Raw genomic sequence first — 17,203 nt, 5'->3', positions numbered from 1 at the left:
CCTATTGGCAGTAAGGTGATTTCCATGACGGAACAAGTATCCACAAGCAGGTGCGATTCACCGCTACTTCAGGCATTCGTCGACAATCGACTGATTCTGGTCAAGATTGCAGCACGCATTACCGGCTGTCGTTCGCGCGCCGAAGACGTGGTCCAGGATGCGTTTTTCCGACTGCAGTCGGCACCGCCGATCACCTCGTCGATCAAGGCGCAATTGAGTTATCTGTTCCAGATCGTGCGCAACCTTGCGATCGATCACTACCGCAAACAGGCGCTGGAGCAGAAGTACTCCGGCCCTGAAGAGGAAGGGTTGAACGTGGTCATTCAAGGTGCTTCGCCGGAAATCTCGCACATCAACTTCTCGACCCTGGAAAACATCGCCGATGCGCTGACCGAGCTGCCGAGTCGTACGCGCTATGCGTTCGAGATGTATCGCCTGCACGGTGTGCCGCAGAAGGACATCGCCAAGGAGCTCGGCGTATCGCCGACCCTGGTCAACTTCATGATTCGTGATGCGCTGGTGCACTGCCGCAAGGTGTCGGGCAATCGCCGTGATTCGATGGCTGTGGGTCGTCGTTAAGACCGCGTCGTCCGCACAAAAAAGATCGCAGCCTTGGGCAGCTCCCACACGGTTAACGCGAAACCCGTGTAGGCGCTGCCCAAGGCTGCGATCTTTTGCTTTACGGCAATATCAAGCCAACGTGCACCGATCAAAAAACCGCTCACGCCCCAACATCATCAGCGCTGCACGTTTGTGCGGGAAGTCGAATTGTTTTTCGCAGTGAAAGCATTGGTTTTGCATGTAGCCGATCATCTTCGCGTTGTCGGCACGCGGCTCGGCGACGACCCGTTGAGTCCGTGGTTCGTCGAGAAACAGGTAATGCACCAGTGCCGACAACCAACTCGCCACTTTGTGCGGGCCACGGTGCTCCTCCTCCCCCACCAGCATGTGAATGCCACGGTCGTAATTGTCGGCATCGTAGAACGGCGCGATGCGATCTTCCTTGGCCCAATAGGCTTCGAAATAGGCAAATGGCTGATCGTCGAAACAGCCGATCAGGGTCAGCGTGTGCGGATCGGCGTCGAGTTTGCTCAGGTATTCGCGATGCTGATCGAGACTGCCTTGCTCTTCCCAGAAACTGGCGACTCGCGGGTTGTTCTGCCAGCGATTGAAGCGCGGCAGGTCTGCTTCGATCTCGACCGTGCGCAGAGAAATCCAGGCACCAAGGCGCGCATCAAAACGCCGATAGACTTCACCGCGAGGCTTCACCGGCCGCAGCGGGTGGCGCTTGCCCTGGCTGATCATCATTTGTTGCGGATAACAGCCAGTCAGCGATGTGCCGAGCCACGGTTGCGGCAGTTGCCAGAATAGCGTGCGCTCGCAGCGGTATTCGCCGGCCACTTCAGTGCTCACCAACAGACCACTGAGCAAGGCTGCGGTTGGCGGCTGGTCGAGTTGCCAGGTCAATTGCTGGCACGCCGGGTCTCGAGCAAATAACCAATAACAGGCTGCCCACAGGGCTTGCCCGGGCGGCAAGGCGAAACGCTCGTCGATCTGGATCGGCCCTGTGGCCTCGCGATCAAGGCGCAGGCGAATCAGCGGTTGCCCGTCCAGGCTCAGGCTCAAACGGCTTTCGGTTGCATCGGCTACCAACTGGCTGCCCGAAGGCAGGGCCAGGGCAGTCAGGTCATTCAGGTTGGACATGGGTCGGGCTCACGATAATCGTCGACAGTTCAACGATGTGACGTGACTCGAGGGTAAAAAATTAAGCTCATTTGCAAAAAATACTTAAGCTTCCTTCTTTGAGGATATTTCCTTCAAGCGGATACGGGTCACGTCGTAATCATTTCCGCCGACAGAATTAACATGACTTACCAGTCGCAGTTGCACATTGCTGGAGTTGGCAATGAAGGTGTTACCCACGGTTATCCATGTTCGCGACAGAAGGCGCATCGGCTCCACAATGATCGAATCATTACTTTCCAGCGAGAGTGTGGGTGCCGGATTGGCCGGACTGTTTCTCCGAAGGTCCAGAGTAAATTCATAACGACGGCCCGGCACCAGATACTCATATTCCTTGATCAGATGGATGCCGTTGTTTGGACTCGTATACCCCCAATTCCATAGATAGTCCCCAGTTGCATCACTCTTCACAATGAGATCCAACGGATTCGCTGCGGCAGGTCCTTTCTTCCACCTGTTCCATCCCGTCTCGCCGAAATCTGTGTAGTCATTGAGTAACTGATACGGAAGGTTACGAATATTATGAGTCGTACGCGGAAGTTCCTGGGCAGCTTTAATATCTGATTGACCGTCATACGCGAGATAGCATTCGATCGTCAAAGCTGAATAATCATCCAGGGAGAACAGCCATCCGCGTGGAATAGTCAGTTTGATACCATTGAGGTGGCATTCCTCAATCACTGCCGCCTCCAAAAGCCAAAGCAATGTCTGGGATGGGTAATCACGTTGGCCCACAGCACGAACCCAGATCTTCTGACCCACGGCAAAAAAAGGTGGGCGGGCTAATGTGACTTCGGGGTCATGAGGGAAACCTGGCAGATACAGCCGTTCAAACCCATCGACAACAGTTACATCTGGAAGAACCGGGCCAGGTAGATCAGACCTATCCAGATATTGCACCTGGAGTTCAAGCCTCTGTGATTCCCATGAGGCATTGCCTCGAAAAACCTTATACCAGATAAATAGAGTTTTACCGATGCAGGCACCGATCGTGCTGGCAGGAATATCAAATTCCACGCACCCACTTTCATCACCTTGCTTTTTTTCGAAAGTTGGATTCGGTATACCTGCCGGCCCGGCGCAATAAAGAATAATGCTGTCAGCAGTGTCCATTTCATATTCAACGACTGCTGTTGCTCCGCCAAGAGCGTGCATTGGATACAGCGTATTGTTAGTGAGCGCTTCTTTTATTACGGGGACTGGTAAATCCATTTCCATGGCATGTGTCATTACTCAGGCTCCTGCAAGATAGGTTCGTACATCGAATATCAGTACGATCACGATTCAAACAGGAATACTCAGGCTCCACCACTGTCAGTTCTGACAGGTTAATTAACTATTGCCGGGTGGTAGTCTGACGTGTTCAGACTCCAACAGCATCTCGGTCATTGATCGCGCACTGGCACCACGGCAATCCGGTAAGGATCGAAGATCTTCAGCATCTCGCCGCTGTCGCGCAGGCGTTGTAGCAACTTGCTGAACTCTTCGCCGGTAATCGGCGCGGTCGGACGCAGGATGGCGTAGTGGTGGTAGACCTGATCGATGCGCTGGGACACCAGCAATTCATCGCGCACCTTTTCGTTGCGCAGCAGGTAATCACTCAGATAAGAACGGGTCACCAGCGCGATATCCGCGCGCCCGCGCAGCACCATCAACAGATTGCTGTCGTGGGAATAGGTCAGCGTGGCCTTGAAGTTTTGCGCGAGGAATTTCGGGTCGGCATTGAAGCTGGCGAACTCGTAGTGATAGCCACTGAACAGCGCCAGACGCTTGCCGCTGAGGTCGGCAAAATAGTTCTGTTGTCGACCGTCTTCACGTTGGGCGACAAAAATCTCGGCGTCCTCAAGCCCCATATCGACGTCGTTGTGAGGGATTTCCTTCCAGCCCCAATCAGGGTTCTCGAAGATCGCCATGTCGATCCGGCCCTGCTTGAAATCACCGAAACGGCGCGGAATCGACGTCGGTACGAGAACGAACTTATAGTCGCTTTGCAGCCGGTTCAATGCCTCGACCATCTGCGGCAACAGACCGGTGTCGGCACCGTTTTCGGGGCGAACGGTATAAGGCGGAAAGTGCGCGGCACCGACCCGAACCAATTGCGCAGCCTGAGCGGGCAATACCCATAATGCAGCCAGCGCTGCGAGCAATAACCTCGCGGCGGTCCGACTTGGCAAAGACTTCAAAACACCCCACTCCCCGAAAAAATACCGATCAATGCATTCAAGCTAGGCGGTTTCGCCCAGTTAGCCAGTTTCCCGGCCCGATAGAAAGCGCTTCAACGCTCTTCAAGCACCAGAATCAGGGCCTCATCAGCCAACTGATCAAGGCTCAGACTGCCGCCGGCACGGAACCAGGTGGTGGTCCAGGACAGGGCGCCGGTGAGGAAACGCCGAGTGACAAATACGTCGCCGCGAATAAACCCGGCTTCCTTGGCCTCCCCGAGCACCTGTAGCCAAAGATCTTCATAAACATCGCGCAAGGCGAGGACTTTGGCCTGGCCATCCTCAGACAACGAGCGCCATTCGTAGACCAGCACCGCCATGGCTTCGCCGCTGCCGCCCATGATCGACTGCAATTCACAGCGAATCAGCGCCAACACGCGCTCGCGCACATTGGTCGCATCGGCGAGCGCCGCGCGCATCAAAGCGGTGTTGTAGCGGATGGTTTCCTCCATCACCGCACGCAGGATTTCGTCCTTGCTTTTGAAGTGATGAAAAATGCTCCCCGACTGAATGCCCACCGCACCGGCCAGATCGCGCACCGTGGTGCGCTCATAGCCTTTGTTGCGGAACAGGTGAGCCGCCACTTGCAGCAGTTTGCCGCGGGCGCTGTCCGGGTCGGTCAGTTGGCCTTGGTCGACCAATTCGCGCATGACCCTCAGGGCTTTTTGCTCGTCCACCCGCTCTCTCCTACAGTCGCCCGTTCTGTTGCCCCCTGAAACCGCAGGGTTGCGCGCAATTTAAGCCGCCAACGATAACCAAGCAAGCGCTCGGGCAGAAGATATTTCAACTGTTTACAAACCAAGCGCTTGCTTGGTAGCCTCCAGACACTTCTGTCGCAGGTCCCTGAGTCGGAGATAAAAAATGCCAACCACCGTCCGCATCGGATGCGCCAGTGCTTTCTGGGGTGACACCTCTACCGCCGCCGCCCAACTGGTGGACGGTGGACGCCTGGATTACCTGGTGTTCGATTACCTGGCCGAGATCACGATGTCGATCATGGCCGGCGCGCGCATGAAGGATCCGCAAGGCGGATTCGCCAGCGACTTCATCGAAGTCCTTACCCCGCTGCTGCCGCAACTGGCCGAGCAGAATATCCGCGTCATCAGTAACGCCGGCGGCGTCAATCCCCAGGCCTGCGCCGCCGCACTGCAAGCCGTTTGCGATACAGCCGGCATCAAGCTGAAAATCGCGGTGCTGCTGGGCGATGACCTGCAACCGCAATTCAAGCAACTCGCCTCTCAGGGCATTAGCGAGATGTTCACCGGTGCGCCATTGCCTGCGATGTGCGTCTCGACCAACGCCTACCTCGGCGCGCCGGGCATTGTCGAAGCGTTGCGCCTGGGCGCCGATATCGTTATCACCGGGCGCGTGGTCGACAGCGCTGTAGTCAGTGCCGCGTTGGTGCATGAGTTCGGCTGGTCGTGGCACGACTACGGAAAACTCGCCCAGGCCGCATTGGCCGGGCACATCATCGAATGCGGCGCGCAGTGTACCGGCGGCAACTTCACCGACTGGCGCGAGGTGCCGGACTACGAGCACATCGGCTTTCCAATCGTTGAAGTCAGCGCCGACAGCCAGTTCATCGTCAGCAAGCCCGAGGGCTCCGGCGGGCTGATCACGCCACTGACCGTCGGCGAACAGATGCTTTACGAAATCGGCGATCCGCAGGCCTATTTGCTGCCCGATGTAATCTGCGATTTCACTCAGGTCAAACTTCAGCAGCGAGGCAAGAACTCGGTGCAGGTGCATGGTGCCAAAGGCCTGCCGCCCAGCGATAAATACAAGGTCAGTGCCACGTATCCGGACGGCTTTCGCTGTACCGCCAGTTGCCTGATCGCCGGCATCGATGCGGTGGACAAGGGCCGTCGCGTGAGCCAGGCGATCATCGACAAGACGTCGGAAATGTTCAGCCAGCGCGGCTGGGCACCTTACAGCGAAACCCACATTGAATTGCTCGGCAGCGAAGCCACCTACGGCCCTCACGGGCAGCGCCACGACAGCCGCGAAGTGGTGATCAAACTTGCCGTGCGCCATCCGAACAAGCAGGCGCTGATTCTGTTCTCCCGGGAGATCGCCCAAGCTGCAACCGGCATGGCACCGGGGCTGACCGGCATCGTTGGCGGACGGCCGACGGTCTATCCGGTCATCCGTCTGTTCTCGTTCCTGATCGACAAAAGCGCCTGCAACCTGCACATCAACATGACCGGTGAAAATCACCCGTGTGCCCTACCCGCGCTGGCCGCACTCGACAGCCAGGACTTGCCAATCGCCGAGCAACCACCCAAACCTCAAGGTCGCGCCGACGCCAGCGTACCGTTGGTGAAACTGGCCGTAGCGCGCTCCGGTGACAAGGGCAATCACAGCAATATCGGCGTCATGCCGCGCAAGCCCGAATACCTGCCGTGGATCGCCGAAGCGTTAACGCCGGCGGTGATCGTCGACTGGATGAGCCACGTTCTGGACCCGATTCACGGCCGGGTCGAACGCTGGTATCTGCCCGGCACCCACAGCCTGAACTTTTTATTGGAAAACGCCCTCGGCGGCGGTGGTGTGGCCAGTCTGCGCATCGACCCGCAAGGTAAAGCCTTCGCCCAGCAACTATTGGAAATCCAGATCCCGGTGCCACAAAGCATCGCCGAACAGTTCGACTAGAGGGTGGTTTGCATGGCTTACGCGTCGATTTTCAATACCGATTTGTTCCGCGGCCAGACCATCATCGTCACCGGCGGTGGCAGCGGCATCGGGCGCTGCACCGCCCATGAACTGGCAGCACTCGGCGCCCATGTGCTGCTGGTCGGGCGCAAACCTGAAAAGCTGCAAAAAGTCGCCGCCGAAATTGCCGAGGACGGTGGTTGCGCGCATTGGCAGGCTTGCGATATTCGCGATGAGGAAGCGGTCAGACAGCTGGTCAGCGAATTGATCGCTGAACACGGGCCGATCCATGGATTGGTCAATAATGCCGGCGGCCAATACCCGGCGCCGCTGGCTTCGATCAATCAGAAAGGTTTCGAAACCGTACTGCGCACCAACCTGGTCGGCGGTTTTCTGATGGCGCGGGAAGTGTTCAACCAGTCGATGAGCAAGCACGGCGGCAACATCGTCAACATGCTCGCCGACATGTGGGGGGGTATGCCCGGCATGGGCCATTCGGGCGCGGCGCGTGCGGGCATGGACAATTTCACCAAAACCGCCGCGTTCGAGTGGGGTTACGCCGGGGTTCGGGTCAACGCGGTGGCGCCGGGCTGGATTGCCTCCAGCGGCATGGACACCTATGAAGGCGCGTTCAAAGCGGTGATTCCGACCCTGCGCGAACATGTGCCGCTCAAGCGCATCGGCACCGAATCGGAAGTCAGCGCGGCGATCGTGTTTCTGCTCAGTCCGGCGGCGGCGTTCATCAGTGGCAGTACCTTGAAAATCGATGGTGCGGCCAGCCTCGGCAGTCGCGCCTGGCCGCTACACAAGGCGTCTCATAGTGAGTCGTTCAATGGTTTTCACCGGGCCTACCTTCCCGATGTGCTCAAGGACAAGGAGTAAGCCATGGCGCAGATCCAGTCCCGACTCGACCCGCACAGCGAGGCGTTCGCCCGCAACCGTGCGGCGATGCTTACCGCCATAGAGCAAGTGCGACAACTCGAACAGAACCTGCTGAACAAGGCTGCCGAAGCCAAGGCGAAATTCGACAAACGCGGACAACTGCTGCCCCGCGAACGCCTCAATCTGCTGCTCGACCCCGGCGCACCTTTTCTCGAACTGGCCAGCCTCGCCGGTTACAAACTGCATGACGACAAGGACGGCAGCGCTGCCGGTGGCGGCTTGATCGCCGGCATTGGCTACGTGTCAGGCATCCGCGCGATGGTCGTCGCTAATAACAGCGCAATCAAGGGCGGCACGATTTCGCCCAGCGGCCTGAAAAAATCCCTGCGCCTGCAACAGATCGCCCAGGAAAACAAACTGCCGGTCATCACCCTCGCCGAAAGCGGCGGTGCAAACCTCAACTACGCAGCGGAGATTTTCGTCGAAGGTGCGCGCAGCTTTGCCAATCAGGCACGGATGTCAGCGATGGGTTTGCCGCAGATCACCGTGGTGCATGGCTCGGCTACGGCGGGCGGCGCCTATCAACCGGGTTTGTCGGATTACGTGGTGGTGGTGCGCGGCAAGGCCAAGCTGTTTCTCGCCGGCCCCCCGCTGCTCAAAGCCGCGACCGGCGAAGTGGCGACCGATGAAGAACTGGGCGGTGCCGAGATGCACGCGCAGGTCGCCGGCACGGCCGAGTATCTGGCCGAGAACGATGCCGATGGCGTGCGACAAGTGCGCGAGATTCTGCGGATGCTGCCATGGAACGAGCAACTGCCGTGGCTACCGGAGCCACAATACAAAGAGCCGCTTTACCCCATCGAAGAACTGCTCGGCTTGATCCCGGACGATCCGAAAAAACCTTACGACGTGCGCGAAATCATTGCGCGCATCGCTGACGAATCGAACTTCCTCGAGTTCAAGGGCGAGTTCGACCAGCAAACCATTTGCGGCCAATTGAAAATCCAGGGTCGCGCCTGCGGCTTCATCGGCAACAACGGCCCGATCACGCCAAAGGGTGCGAGCAAAGCTGCGCAGTTCATTCAACTGTGCGATCAGAGCCAGACGCCGCTGCTGTTCTTCCATAACACCACGGGGTTCATGGTCGGCACCGAGTCCGAGCAGCAAGGGGTGATCAAACACGGTTCGAAACTGATTCAGGCGGTGGCCAACGCACGGGTGCCTAAACTGACAATGGTCGTCGGCGGCTCCTACGGTGCCGGCAACTATGCGATGTGTGGGCGCGGCCTCGATCCACGGTTCATTTTCGCCTGGCCCAACAGCCGCACGGCGGTAATGGGCGGCGCGCAGGCTGGCAAAGTGTTGCGCATCGTCACCGAAGCCAAACAGCACAAGGATGGTCTGGTGCCAGACCCGAAAATGCTCGACATGCTCGAACAGGTCACCGCGCAGAAACTCGACAGCCAGTCCACCGCGCTGTATGGCAGTGCCAACCTGTGGGACGACGGCTTGATCGACCCGCGCGACACTCGCACCCTGCTCGGGTACTTGCTGGATATTTGCCACGAAGCCGACATTCGCGCACTGCAACCCAACAGCTTCGGCGTCAGCCGCTTCTGACGGCCACGGATCTTACGGAGAACAATAAAAATGATCTTCACCCCGGAACACGAAGCACTGCGCCGCACCGTCCGCCAGTTTGTCGAACACGAGATCAACCCGCACGTCGATGAATGGGAAAAGGCCGGACGTTTTCCGATCCACGAGATTTTCCGCAAGGCCGGCGACCTCGGCCTGCTGGGCATTTCCAAACCGGAAAAATTCGGCGGCATGGGCCTTGATTACAGCTACTCGATTGTCGCGGCCGAAGAGTTCGGCACCATTCACTGCGGCGGCATCCCGATGTCGATTGGTGTACAGACCGACATGTGCACCCCGGCGCTGGCGCGGTTCGGCTCCGATGAACTGCGCGAAGAGTTCCTTCGCCCGGCAATCACCGGCGAGCAGGTTGGCTGCATCGGCGTGTCGGAAGTCGGTGCCGGTTCGGACGTTGCCGGGTTGAAAACCACGGCGCGCAAGGACGGTGACGACTACGTGATCAACGGCAGCAAGATGTGGATCACCAACTCGCCGAGCGCTGACTTCATCTGCCTGCTGGCCAACACTTCGGACGACAAGCCGCACATCAACAAGTCGCTGATCATGGTGCCGATGACCACGCCGGGCATCAGCCTCAGCTCGCACCTGGACAAGCTCGGCATGCGCAGCTCGGAAACCGCGCAGGTGTTTTTCGACGATGTCCGCGTGCCGCAACGCAACCGCATCGGTCATGAAGGCGCCGGCTTCATGATGCAGATGTTGCAGTTTCAGGAAGAACGCCTGTTCGGCGCGGCGAACATGATCAAGGGCCTGGAATACTGCGTCGACAGCACCATCGAGTATTGCAAGGAACGCAAAACCTTCGGCAATGCGCTGATCGACAATCAGGTCATCCATTTCCGCCTCGCCGAATTGCAGACCGAAATCGAATGCCTGCGCGCGCTGGTCTATCAGGCTACCGAGCAATACGTTCGCGGTCAGGACGTTACTCGACTGGCATCGATGGCCAAGCTCAAGGCCGGCCGGCTCGGCCGTGAAGTCAGCGACAGTTGCCTGCAATACTGGGGCGGCATGGGCTTCATGTGGGACAACCCGGTGGCCCGCGCCTATCGCGATGTGCGGCTGGTATCGATTGGCGGCGGCGCCGACGAAATCATGCTGGGGATCATCTGCAAACTGATGGGCATCCTGCCGGGGAAAAAGAAATGAGTGGCCTGCCCGAATGCCAGACGCTGCTTTTGGAACTGCATGGCGGTGTGCTGCACATCACCCTCAATCGCCCGGACAGCCGCAATGCGATGAGCCTGCAAATGGTCAGCGAATTGCGCGCGGTGTTGGCGGCCGTTCGCGATGACCGTGCTGTTCGGGCCTTGGTGCTCAGCGGTAGCGGCGGACATTTCTGTGCCGGCGGCGACATCAAGGACATGGCCAATGCCCGCGCCGAGGGTGCCGAGGCTTACCGAGATTTGAACCGGGCGTTCGGCGCGCTGCTGGAGGAAGCCCAGCACGCGCCGCAAGTGTTGATCTGCGTGCTGCAAGGCGCGGTGATGGGCGGCGGGTTTGGACTGGCCTGTGTCAGCGACGTGGCGATGGCTGATCACAAGGCCCAATTCGGTCTGCCGGAAACCAGCCTCGGCCTGCTGCCGGCGCAGATCGCGCCATTTGTGGTGCAACGCATTGGATTGACTGAAACACGCAGACTGGCGTTGACCGCCGCGCGTTTCGATGGTCATCAGGCGCGGCGTTTGGGGGTCGTGCATTTTGTCGAGCAGGATGCGCAAGCACTGGCCGAGCGGCTGGATGAGGTGTTGCAGCATGTCTTGTGTTGCGCGCCGGAGGCGAATGCCGTGACCAAACAACTTCTGCTGGCCAGTGCCGGGCAACCATCGACTGAGTTGCTGGATGAGGCGGCGCAGTGGTTCAGCGAAGCGGTGACGGGTGCTGAAGGCATCGAGGGCACCATGGCGTTCATGCAAAAACGCAAACCGGGCTGGGCCACCTAAAAGCTTCGCGAGCAGGCTCGCTACCACAGGTGAAAGCATTCCAAATGTGGGAGCGAGCCTGCTCGCGAAGAGGCCAGCACATACACCGCAACTTTCGAGGGAACAGCCCATGCCCGCCATCCACAAAATCCTGATCGCCAACCGCGGTGAAATCGCCTGCCGTATCCAGCGCACCGCACAGGCCCTGGGCTACCGCACCGTCGCCGTCTTCAGCGACGCCGACACCGATGCGCTGCACGTACAAATGGCTGATCAAGCCGTGCCGATCGGCCCGGCACCTGTGCTGCAGTCCTATCTGAACGTACCGGCCATTCTCGACGCCGCTCGCCGCAGCGGCGCCGATGCAATCCACCCTGGCTATGGTTTTCTCTCGGAAAACGCCGGGTTCGCCCGCGCCTGCGAACAGGCCGGCCTGATTTTCATCGGCCCAAGTGCCGACGCCATCGAATTGATGGGCAGCAAACGCCTGTCGAAACTCGCCATGCTCGACGCCGGCGTGCCGTGCATCGCCGGCTATCAAGGTGCAGCGCAGGACGACGCCACCTTGCTGAGCGAAGCCGAACGCATCGGCTACCCGTTGATGATCAAGGCCAGTGCCGGTGGTGGCGGTCGCGGTATGCGGCTGGTGCACAACGCTGCGCATTTGCCGGCGCAACTGCGCACGGCACGCTCTGAAGCCCTGAATGCATTTGGCAGCGCCGAATTGATTCTCGAACAAGCGCTGATCGACCCGCGGCACGTCGAAGTGCAACTGTTTGGCGATCACCACGGCAACCTGATTTATCTCGGCGAACGCGACTGTTCGATCCAGCGTCGCCACCAAAAAGTCATCGAAGAAGCACCCTGCCCGGTGATGACCGCCGAGTTGCGCCAAGCCATGGGCGAAGCCGCACTGAAGGCCGGCCGCACAGTGAATTATGTCGGCGCCGGCACCGTGGAGTTTTTGCTCGACGCGCGCGGGCAGTTCTACTTCCTTGAGATGAACACCCGCCTGCAGGTCGAGCACCCGGTGACCGAGTTGATCACCGGACTCGATCTGGTCGCCTGGCAATTGTCAGTGGCCGAGGGGCGGCCTCTGCCGTTGACGCAAGCGCAAGTCCAGCTCAATGGCCATGCCATGGAAGTGCGGCTTTATGCTGAAGACCCCGCGCAAGATTTTCTGCCGCAAACCGGGCGCATCCAAGGATGGGAACCCGCGTTGCAGCACGGCGCGCGGATTGACCATGGTTTGCATGAAGGACAAACGGTCAGCCCGTTCTATGACCCGATGCTCGGCAAACTGATCGCTCACGGTGCCACCCGTGAAGAGGCCCGGCGCAAACTGCTGCGCGCGGTGCAGGACACGGTGTTGCTGGGCGTGCAAAGCAATCAGCGCTTGCTCGAAAGTATGTTGCAACATCCACAATTCATCAGCGGTGAATTCAGCACCGGCTTCATTCCCCAGCATTTCAGCGATCACCAAAGCCTGCATACACACACGCCGAGTGCCGAAGAACTGGCCATCGCAGCCGTGCTGTTTTATCTGGCATCGGCGCAACAACACCGCGCGCCATTGAGCGGCTGGCGCAACAACGCCAGCGTGCCGCTGCATTATCGGCTGGGTCTTGATGAACAGAACTGGACCGCACAACTGCTCAGGTGCGCAGGGGATGTGATTGAGGTGCAGGTCGCTGAACGCGCCCTCGAACTGAAACTCATCGATCACAGCACATGCTCGGTGACACTTGAAATCGCTGGCCTGCGCCAACGCCACGCCTATCGCCTAGATGACGGGCAACTCTGGCTGTTCACCCATCCCGGCAGTCTGCACCTGGAGGATCGAACTCACGCGGTGATCGGCAGTCAGACCAGCGTCAGTTCCGGCACCTTGAAGGCGCCGATGGACGGTGCCATTGTCGACGTACTCGTCAGCGAAGGCAGTGCGGTCAGCAAGGGTCAATTGCTGGTGGTGCTGGAGGCAATGAAAATGGAGCATCCGCTCACGGCCGGCATCGACGGCGTGCTCAAGCGGGTGCAGGTCAAGGTCGGCGATCAGGTAAAAAATCGTCAGGTTCTGTTGCAGGTCGAGTAGTCGCCCGAGCGCATCCGCGGGGTTTGACTACGCTCTGAATTATCAGAACGCGGAAATCAGGAACCCTGCGATGCCACACTGGCTGGTCATTGATTTGGAAGCTACCACCGACGAGGGCGGCTGGCCGGTCACGGAAATGGAAATCATCGAGATCGGCGCCACGCTGGTCGATCGTGCCGGGCGCGAGCAAGATCACTTTCAGCGCTTCGTCAAACCGACACGGCGCCCCTTGTTGACGCCCTTCTGTCGCCAGCTCACGCACATCACCCAGGCCAATATCGACGCGGCACAGACCTTGAACGAAGTTTGGCCGGCGTTCGAACGCTGGCTTGCTCAGCATCAGTCACGCCTGGAAGGCTGGGCCAGTTGGGGTGATTACGACCGCAAGCAGTTGTTGCAGGAATGGCAGCGCCTGCAAATCGACAGTGGGTTGAGCAAAGTGCCGCACATGAACCTCAAGCAACGCTTTGCCAAAGCCCGGCGTCTGGAGCGGCCGCTGGGGCTCAATGGTGCGCTTGCACTCGCTGGCATGCAGTTCAGCGGCCAGCAACATCGAGCGCTGGAAGACGCGCGCAATACGGCGCGGCTGTTGCCTTTGGTATTGCCACTCTAGGGTCAACTCTCGACTTGCCGGACTGGCGCCGGGCAGGTGACGGCGTTGAAAGCCTTGTGCATACTGGCCGCCCCACTTTTTAGCCCTTTTCGAGGAATCGCCCATGTTTAAAGTCAACGAGTACTTCGACGGCACCGTCAAGTCGATCGCCTTTGGCACCGCCGAAGGTCCGGCGACCATCGGCGTCATGGCCCCGGGCGAATACGAATTCGGCACTGCCCAGCGTGAAATCATGCACGTGGTGTCCGGCGCACTGACGGTCAAACTGCCAGACAGCACCGACTGGGAAACCTTCGCCGCCGGCAGCCAGTTCAACGTACCGGCCAACAGCAAGTTCCAGCTGAAAGTCGCCGTCGACACGGCTTACCTGTGCGAATACCGCGGCTAAACCGCTGGTTTCGAAGCGCCAATGAAAATGCCCGTGTCCAAGGACACGGGCATTTTTTGTTTCAGTGACGGGTTAGTCGAGAATCTCGACCGCCATTCCGACCTCAAGACGACCGTTGCTGTCATTCACCAGGTTCTGCCCGAACATCGCACCGTCAGCCTGCGCGCGGGTCTTTTGCAACGTCGCCAGCGGTTCGCGGTCAGCACTGCGCTCACCGGTTTGCGGGTCGATGGTGGTGAGGATGCAGCGTGAGCACGGCTTGACCACGCGGAACTCGACGTCGCCAATGCGAATCCGCTTCCATCCATCCTCGGCATACGCATGACTGCCTTCTATCACCAGATTCGGCCGAAAACGCAGCATTTCCAGCGGTCGTCCGACCTCCTGCGACAAATGCTGCAGCGATGCCTCACCGATCAGCAACAACGGAAAACCGTCGGCTAACGCGACCTGATCGTCATCCTTGCCAAAACCCGCTTGAGTCATACGTGCACGATCCAGAGGCATTTGCACCAGACGAGTCGGCTTACCAATAAAATCACTGACCCATCGCGCCGCCTCATCACCTGCATCCGGCACCCGCAAGGTGTCTCGCCAAATGGTCACGCCGCGAAGTTCGGCGTCGTTACCGGGCAAGTCGATTTCGATCGAAGCACGTTCTGGCGCACTCAGGGTCAGGCCGCCGTGGGCATTCCACAGCGCTGACAGCTGGCTCATTTTCGCTTCGGCGCGCTGAGTCAGGAAACGGCCGCTGGCTTCGTCCACCAGCATCCAGCGTCGATCGCCATCAAGCCCCAGCTTGTCCAGGTCGATCCCTTGCAGAACCTCGCCCTTGCCGGATTTCAACGGATAACGATAAAGCGCGCTCAGACGCAGCATGGCCAGCTCCCTGGTAGGCAAAAAAAGCCACCCTATACGAGCTGCTCAGGGAATCAAAGAGCAAACTGTTGGAGCGAGCCTGCTCGCGATGACGGACTCACATCCGACAAACTATTGGCCGGACTATCGGCATCGCGAGCAGGCTAACTCCTACAGTTTCAAAGGGTGTTGTGATCAGGCCGGTACTTCATCAAGCATCAGGCGTTGGCGCACCACATCGACCAGTTTGTCCGGCTGGAACTTGGAGAGGAAGTTATCGCAGCCGACCTTCTTCACCATGGATTCGTTGAAACTGCCGGACAGGGAGGTGTGCAGCACCACGTACAGGCCGCGCAGGCGTGGGTCATTGCGTATTTCGGTAGTCAGGCGATAGCCGTCCATTTCCGGCATTTCCGCGTCGGTGAACACCATCAGCAGTTTGTCGGTCATGTTCACGCCGGTGTCGGCCCAGGCTTTGAGCATGTTCAGCGCCTTCAAGCCGTCGCTGGCAATGTGCATTTTCACGCCGAGCTGTCCAAGGGTGTCACGCAACTGCGAGAGCGCCACATTGGAGTCGTCCACCAGCAGCACTTCGCGGCCACGGGCGCGCTCCAGGACCGGATCATCGAGTTTTTCGCGCGAGACCTTGGCGTTGTACGGAACGATCTCGGCGAGCACTTTCTCGACGTCGATGATTTCCACCAGTTGATCGTCGACCTTGCTGATCGCCGTCAGGTAGTGCTGACGGCCGGCGCTGGCCGGTGGCGGCAGAATGGCTTCCCAGTTCATGTTGACGATGCGATCTACACCACCAACGAGGAAGGCCTGCACCGAGCGGTTGTATTCGGTGACGATGATGGTGCTCGTCGGGCTCGGCACCAATGGACGCATACCGATCGCTTGCGAAAGATCGATCACCGGCAACGTCTGCCCGCGCAGGTTGACCACACCGCAGACAAACGGGTGACGCTGAGGAATCAGGGTCAGCTTCGGCAGTTGCAGCACTTCCTGAACCTTGAACACGTTGATCGCAAACAACTGGCGCCCGGCCAGTCGAAACATGAGAATTTCCAGGCGATTCTCACCCACCAGTTGCGTGCGTTGGTCTACCGTGTCGAGAATGCCGGCCATCAATGACTCCTGGGCTTGTTCTGATGAATTCACTAAGAGGGGTTATCGGCTACGAATGCCGAATCTTGATCCCCATGGAAATCGCTTTCAAAATGCCATATCGGGGCATTGATGTCACATTAACATCATGCTTTACTGGCGCTGAGTTTTTCATCTGCTAATGTCTTTGCGGCGCGACCACGGTTTGCACTGTATGTTCCCGCGCCTAAGGGATTCCCCTAGTAACAATCAGGCCCAACCTGATATTCGCAATATCCAATAGCCATTAATGTGACGCCATTCTCATTGCATGAACGGAGTCAGGCTATTGTGTGCGATCGCAGTTCAGCGGAAACAACCCCTCTGGAACGTCTCAGTCTGTGCTCCTGCACGTCTGGGCGCGATCTCCCGACGATCCACGATCGTCGTCACACACGGCATCCCCTCAGTAGCCATGATGTTGTGGAGATAAGCATGCCGATCGACCGTAAAGAGTGGGCGCAACGCTTCCCGGAATTTCTTGTCGAGGCTGAAACGCTCCTGGCCAAGTCCGAAGAATGCCTCAGCCATCTGCAGATGATCAGCAACGACAAGGACGCTATCGACTGCATGCTCAGCACCCTTCTCAAACTCGCAAGCAGGGCTGAAGCTCTGGCGCTTGAGGCGATTTCCGAGTTTTCCCTGCACATCTACGGCCTGCTCGATCTGGCACAGGATCACGTGGATCTGCACGAACAGGCCCTGGATGCGCTTAAGGAATGCTTCACACTGATGGCCTGGCAGCTTGAACTGGTCGATCATAAAACCGGGCAACTGAGTCTCGATAAAACCGAACAGACATCACTGCTCGAAGCGTTTGCCGCTCACGTCGGACAAACTCAGTTTCAACCAATACTGAAAACCAACCGCTTGCCATTGCTGAACTATTCGGAACGACAGGCCTGATTCGGCATGACGGTGATCGTCGAGGTTGCCGGACCACACCCTCATTGTCGTAATTGCATAAATCGTATCTGCCAGCGACAAATCAAATAAATATTCACACCGGACAACAGCGTGTAT

Annotated in this window: 16 protein-coding genes; 10 read left to right on the top strand and 6 right to left on the bottom strand. The window is 58.6% G+C overall.

Translation table 11 applies throughout. The annotated features are described in order from the left end of the window. Positions 1-24: 24 nt before the first annotated feature. Entirely contained in the window at positions 25-579 is a 555-nt protein-coding gene (locus AB4P92_RS25155) for an RNA polymerase factor sigma-70 (protein WP_395598332.1), read from the top strand. A gap of 111 nt (positions 580-690) precedes the next feature. Here the strand turns inward: AB4P92_RS25155 and AB4P92_RS25150 are convergent, their stop codons facing one another. From AB4P92_RS25150 to AB4P92_RS25135, 4 genes are all read right to left on the bottom strand, one after another. Beyond that, positions 691-1,704 carry a GNAT family N-acetyltransferase gene (locus AB4P92_RS25150; RefSeq protein WP_395598331.1) on the bottom strand — a complete coding sequence of 338 codons (1,014 nt, stop codon included), beginning with the start codon at positions 1,702-1,704 and terminating at the stop codon, positions 691-693. An 84-nt stretch (positions 1,705-1,788) separates the two neighbouring features. Continuing rightward, positions 1,789-2,973, bottom strand: coding sequence for a hypothetical protein (locus AB4P92_RS25145; RefSeq protein WP_395598330.1), 1,185 nt, complete (start codon positions 2,971-2,973; stop codon positions 1,789-1,791). A gap of 155 nt (positions 2,974-3,128) precedes the next feature. Beyond that, positions 3,129-3,926: an ABC transporter substrate-binding protein gene (locus AB4P92_RS25140; protein WP_115147545.1), complete on the bottom strand. Its 798-nt coding sequence runs from the start codon at positions 3,924-3,926 to the stop codon at positions 3,129-3,131. 92 nt (positions 3,927-4,018) lie between these two features. Further along, positions 4,019-4,642 (bottom strand): TetR/AcrR family transcriptional regulator, encoded by a 624-nt coding sequence (locus AB4P92_RS25135; RefSeq protein WP_042560220.1) that lies wholly within the window; start codon positions 4,640-4,642, stop codon positions 4,019-4,021. A gap of 184 nt (positions 4,643-4,826) precedes the next feature. On the opposite strand from AB4P92_RS25135, the gene AB4P92_RS25130 reads away from it, so the two are divergent. The 8 genes from AB4P92_RS25130 to AB4P92_RS25095 all read left to right on the top strand — a co-directional run bounded on the left by AB4P92_RS25130 (position 4,827) and on the right by AB4P92_RS25095 (position 14,173). Further along, entirely contained in the window at positions 4,827-6,617 is a 1,791-nt protein-coding gene (locus AB4P92_RS25130; RefSeq protein ID WP_395598329.1) for an acyclic terpene utilization AtuA family protein, read from the top strand. Between the two features lie 12 nt (positions 6,618-6,629). After that, positions 6,630-7,499, top strand: a complete 870-nt coding sequence (locus AB4P92_RS25125; RefSeq protein ID WP_047302307.1) for an SDR family oxidoreductase — start codon at positions 6,630-6,632, stop codon at positions 7,497-7,499. A 3-nt stretch (positions 7,500-7,502) separates the two neighbouring features. Further along, positions 7,503-9,119, top strand: a complete 1,617-nt coding sequence (gene atuC, locus AB4P92_RS25120; RefSeq protein WP_042560223.1) for a geranyl-CoA carboxylase subunit beta — start codon at positions 7,503-7,505, stop codon at positions 9,117-9,119. 30 nt (positions 9,120-9,149) lie between these two features. After that, positions 9,150-10,307 (top strand): citronellyl-CoA dehydrogenase, encoded by a 1,158-nt coding sequence (gene atuD, locus AB4P92_RS25115; RefSeq protein WP_042560224.1) that lies wholly within the window; start codon positions 9,150-9,152, stop codon positions 10,305-10,307. Next, entirely contained in the window at positions 10,304-11,101 is a 798-nt protein-coding gene (locus AB4P92_RS25110) for an enoyl-CoA hydratase/isomerase family protein (protein ID WP_042560225.1), read from the top strand. The genes atuD and AB4P92_RS25110 overlap by 4 nt, the downstream gene beginning before the upstream one ends. 109 nt (positions 11,102-11,210) lie before the next feature. Beyond that, positions 11,211-13,172 carry an acetyl/propionyl/methylcrotonyl-CoA carboxylase subunit alpha gene (locus tag AB4P92_RS25105; RefSeq protein WP_261736373.1) on the top strand — a complete coding sequence of 654 codons (1,962 nt, stop codon included), beginning with the start codon at positions 11,211-11,213 and terminating at the stop codon, positions 13,170-13,172. A 70-nt stretch (positions 13,173-13,242) separates the two neighbouring features. Continuing rightward, entirely contained in the window at positions 13,243-13,785 is a 543-nt protein-coding gene (locus tag AB4P92_RS25100) for an exonuclease domain-containing protein (RefSeq protein ID WP_042560227.1), read from the top strand. A gap of 103 nt (positions 13,786-13,888) precedes the next feature. Beyond that, the gene (locus AB4P92_RS25095) at positions 13,889-14,173 is read left to right on the top strand and encodes a pyrimidine/purine nucleoside phosphorylase (protein WP_003183665.1); all 285 of its coding nucleotides are present in this window, start codon (positions 13,889-13,891) and stop codon (positions 14,171-14,173) included. Between the two features lie 72 nt (positions 14,174-14,245). Here the strand turns inward: AB4P92_RS25095 and AB4P92_RS25090 are convergent, their stop codons facing one another. Together AB4P92_RS25090 and AB4P92_RS25085 are read right to left on the bottom strand one after the other, a co-directional pair. After that, entirely contained in the window at positions 14,246-15,052 is an 807-nt protein-coding gene (locus AB4P92_RS25090) for an MOSC domain-containing protein (protein WP_395598328.1), read from the bottom strand. Between the two features lie 174 nt (positions 15,053-15,226). Then, complete coding sequence (locus AB4P92_RS25085) at positions 15,227-16,162, bottom strand: chemotaxis protein CheV (protein WP_395598327.1); 936 nt, start codon at positions 16,160-16,162, stop codon at positions 15,227-15,229. A 453-nt stretch (positions 16,163-16,615) separates the two neighbouring features. On the opposite strand from AB4P92_RS25085, the gene AB4P92_RS25080 reads away from it, so the two are divergent. Then, positions 16,616-17,086 (top strand): hypothetical protein, encoded by a 471-nt coding sequence (locus tag AB4P92_RS25080; protein WP_047302316.1) that lies wholly within the window; start codon positions 16,616-16,618, stop codon positions 17,084-17,086. Positions 17,087-17,203 lie beyond the last annotated feature (117 nt).

This window comes from Pseudomonas sp. A0308, from assembly GCF_044218815.1.
GTDB classification, from domain to species: Bacteria; Pseudomonadota; Gammaproteobacteria; order Pseudomonadales; family Pseudomonadaceae; genus Aquipseudomonas; species Aquipseudomonas iridis.
This window is presented reverse-complemented; position numbering and strand designations above follow the sequence as displayed.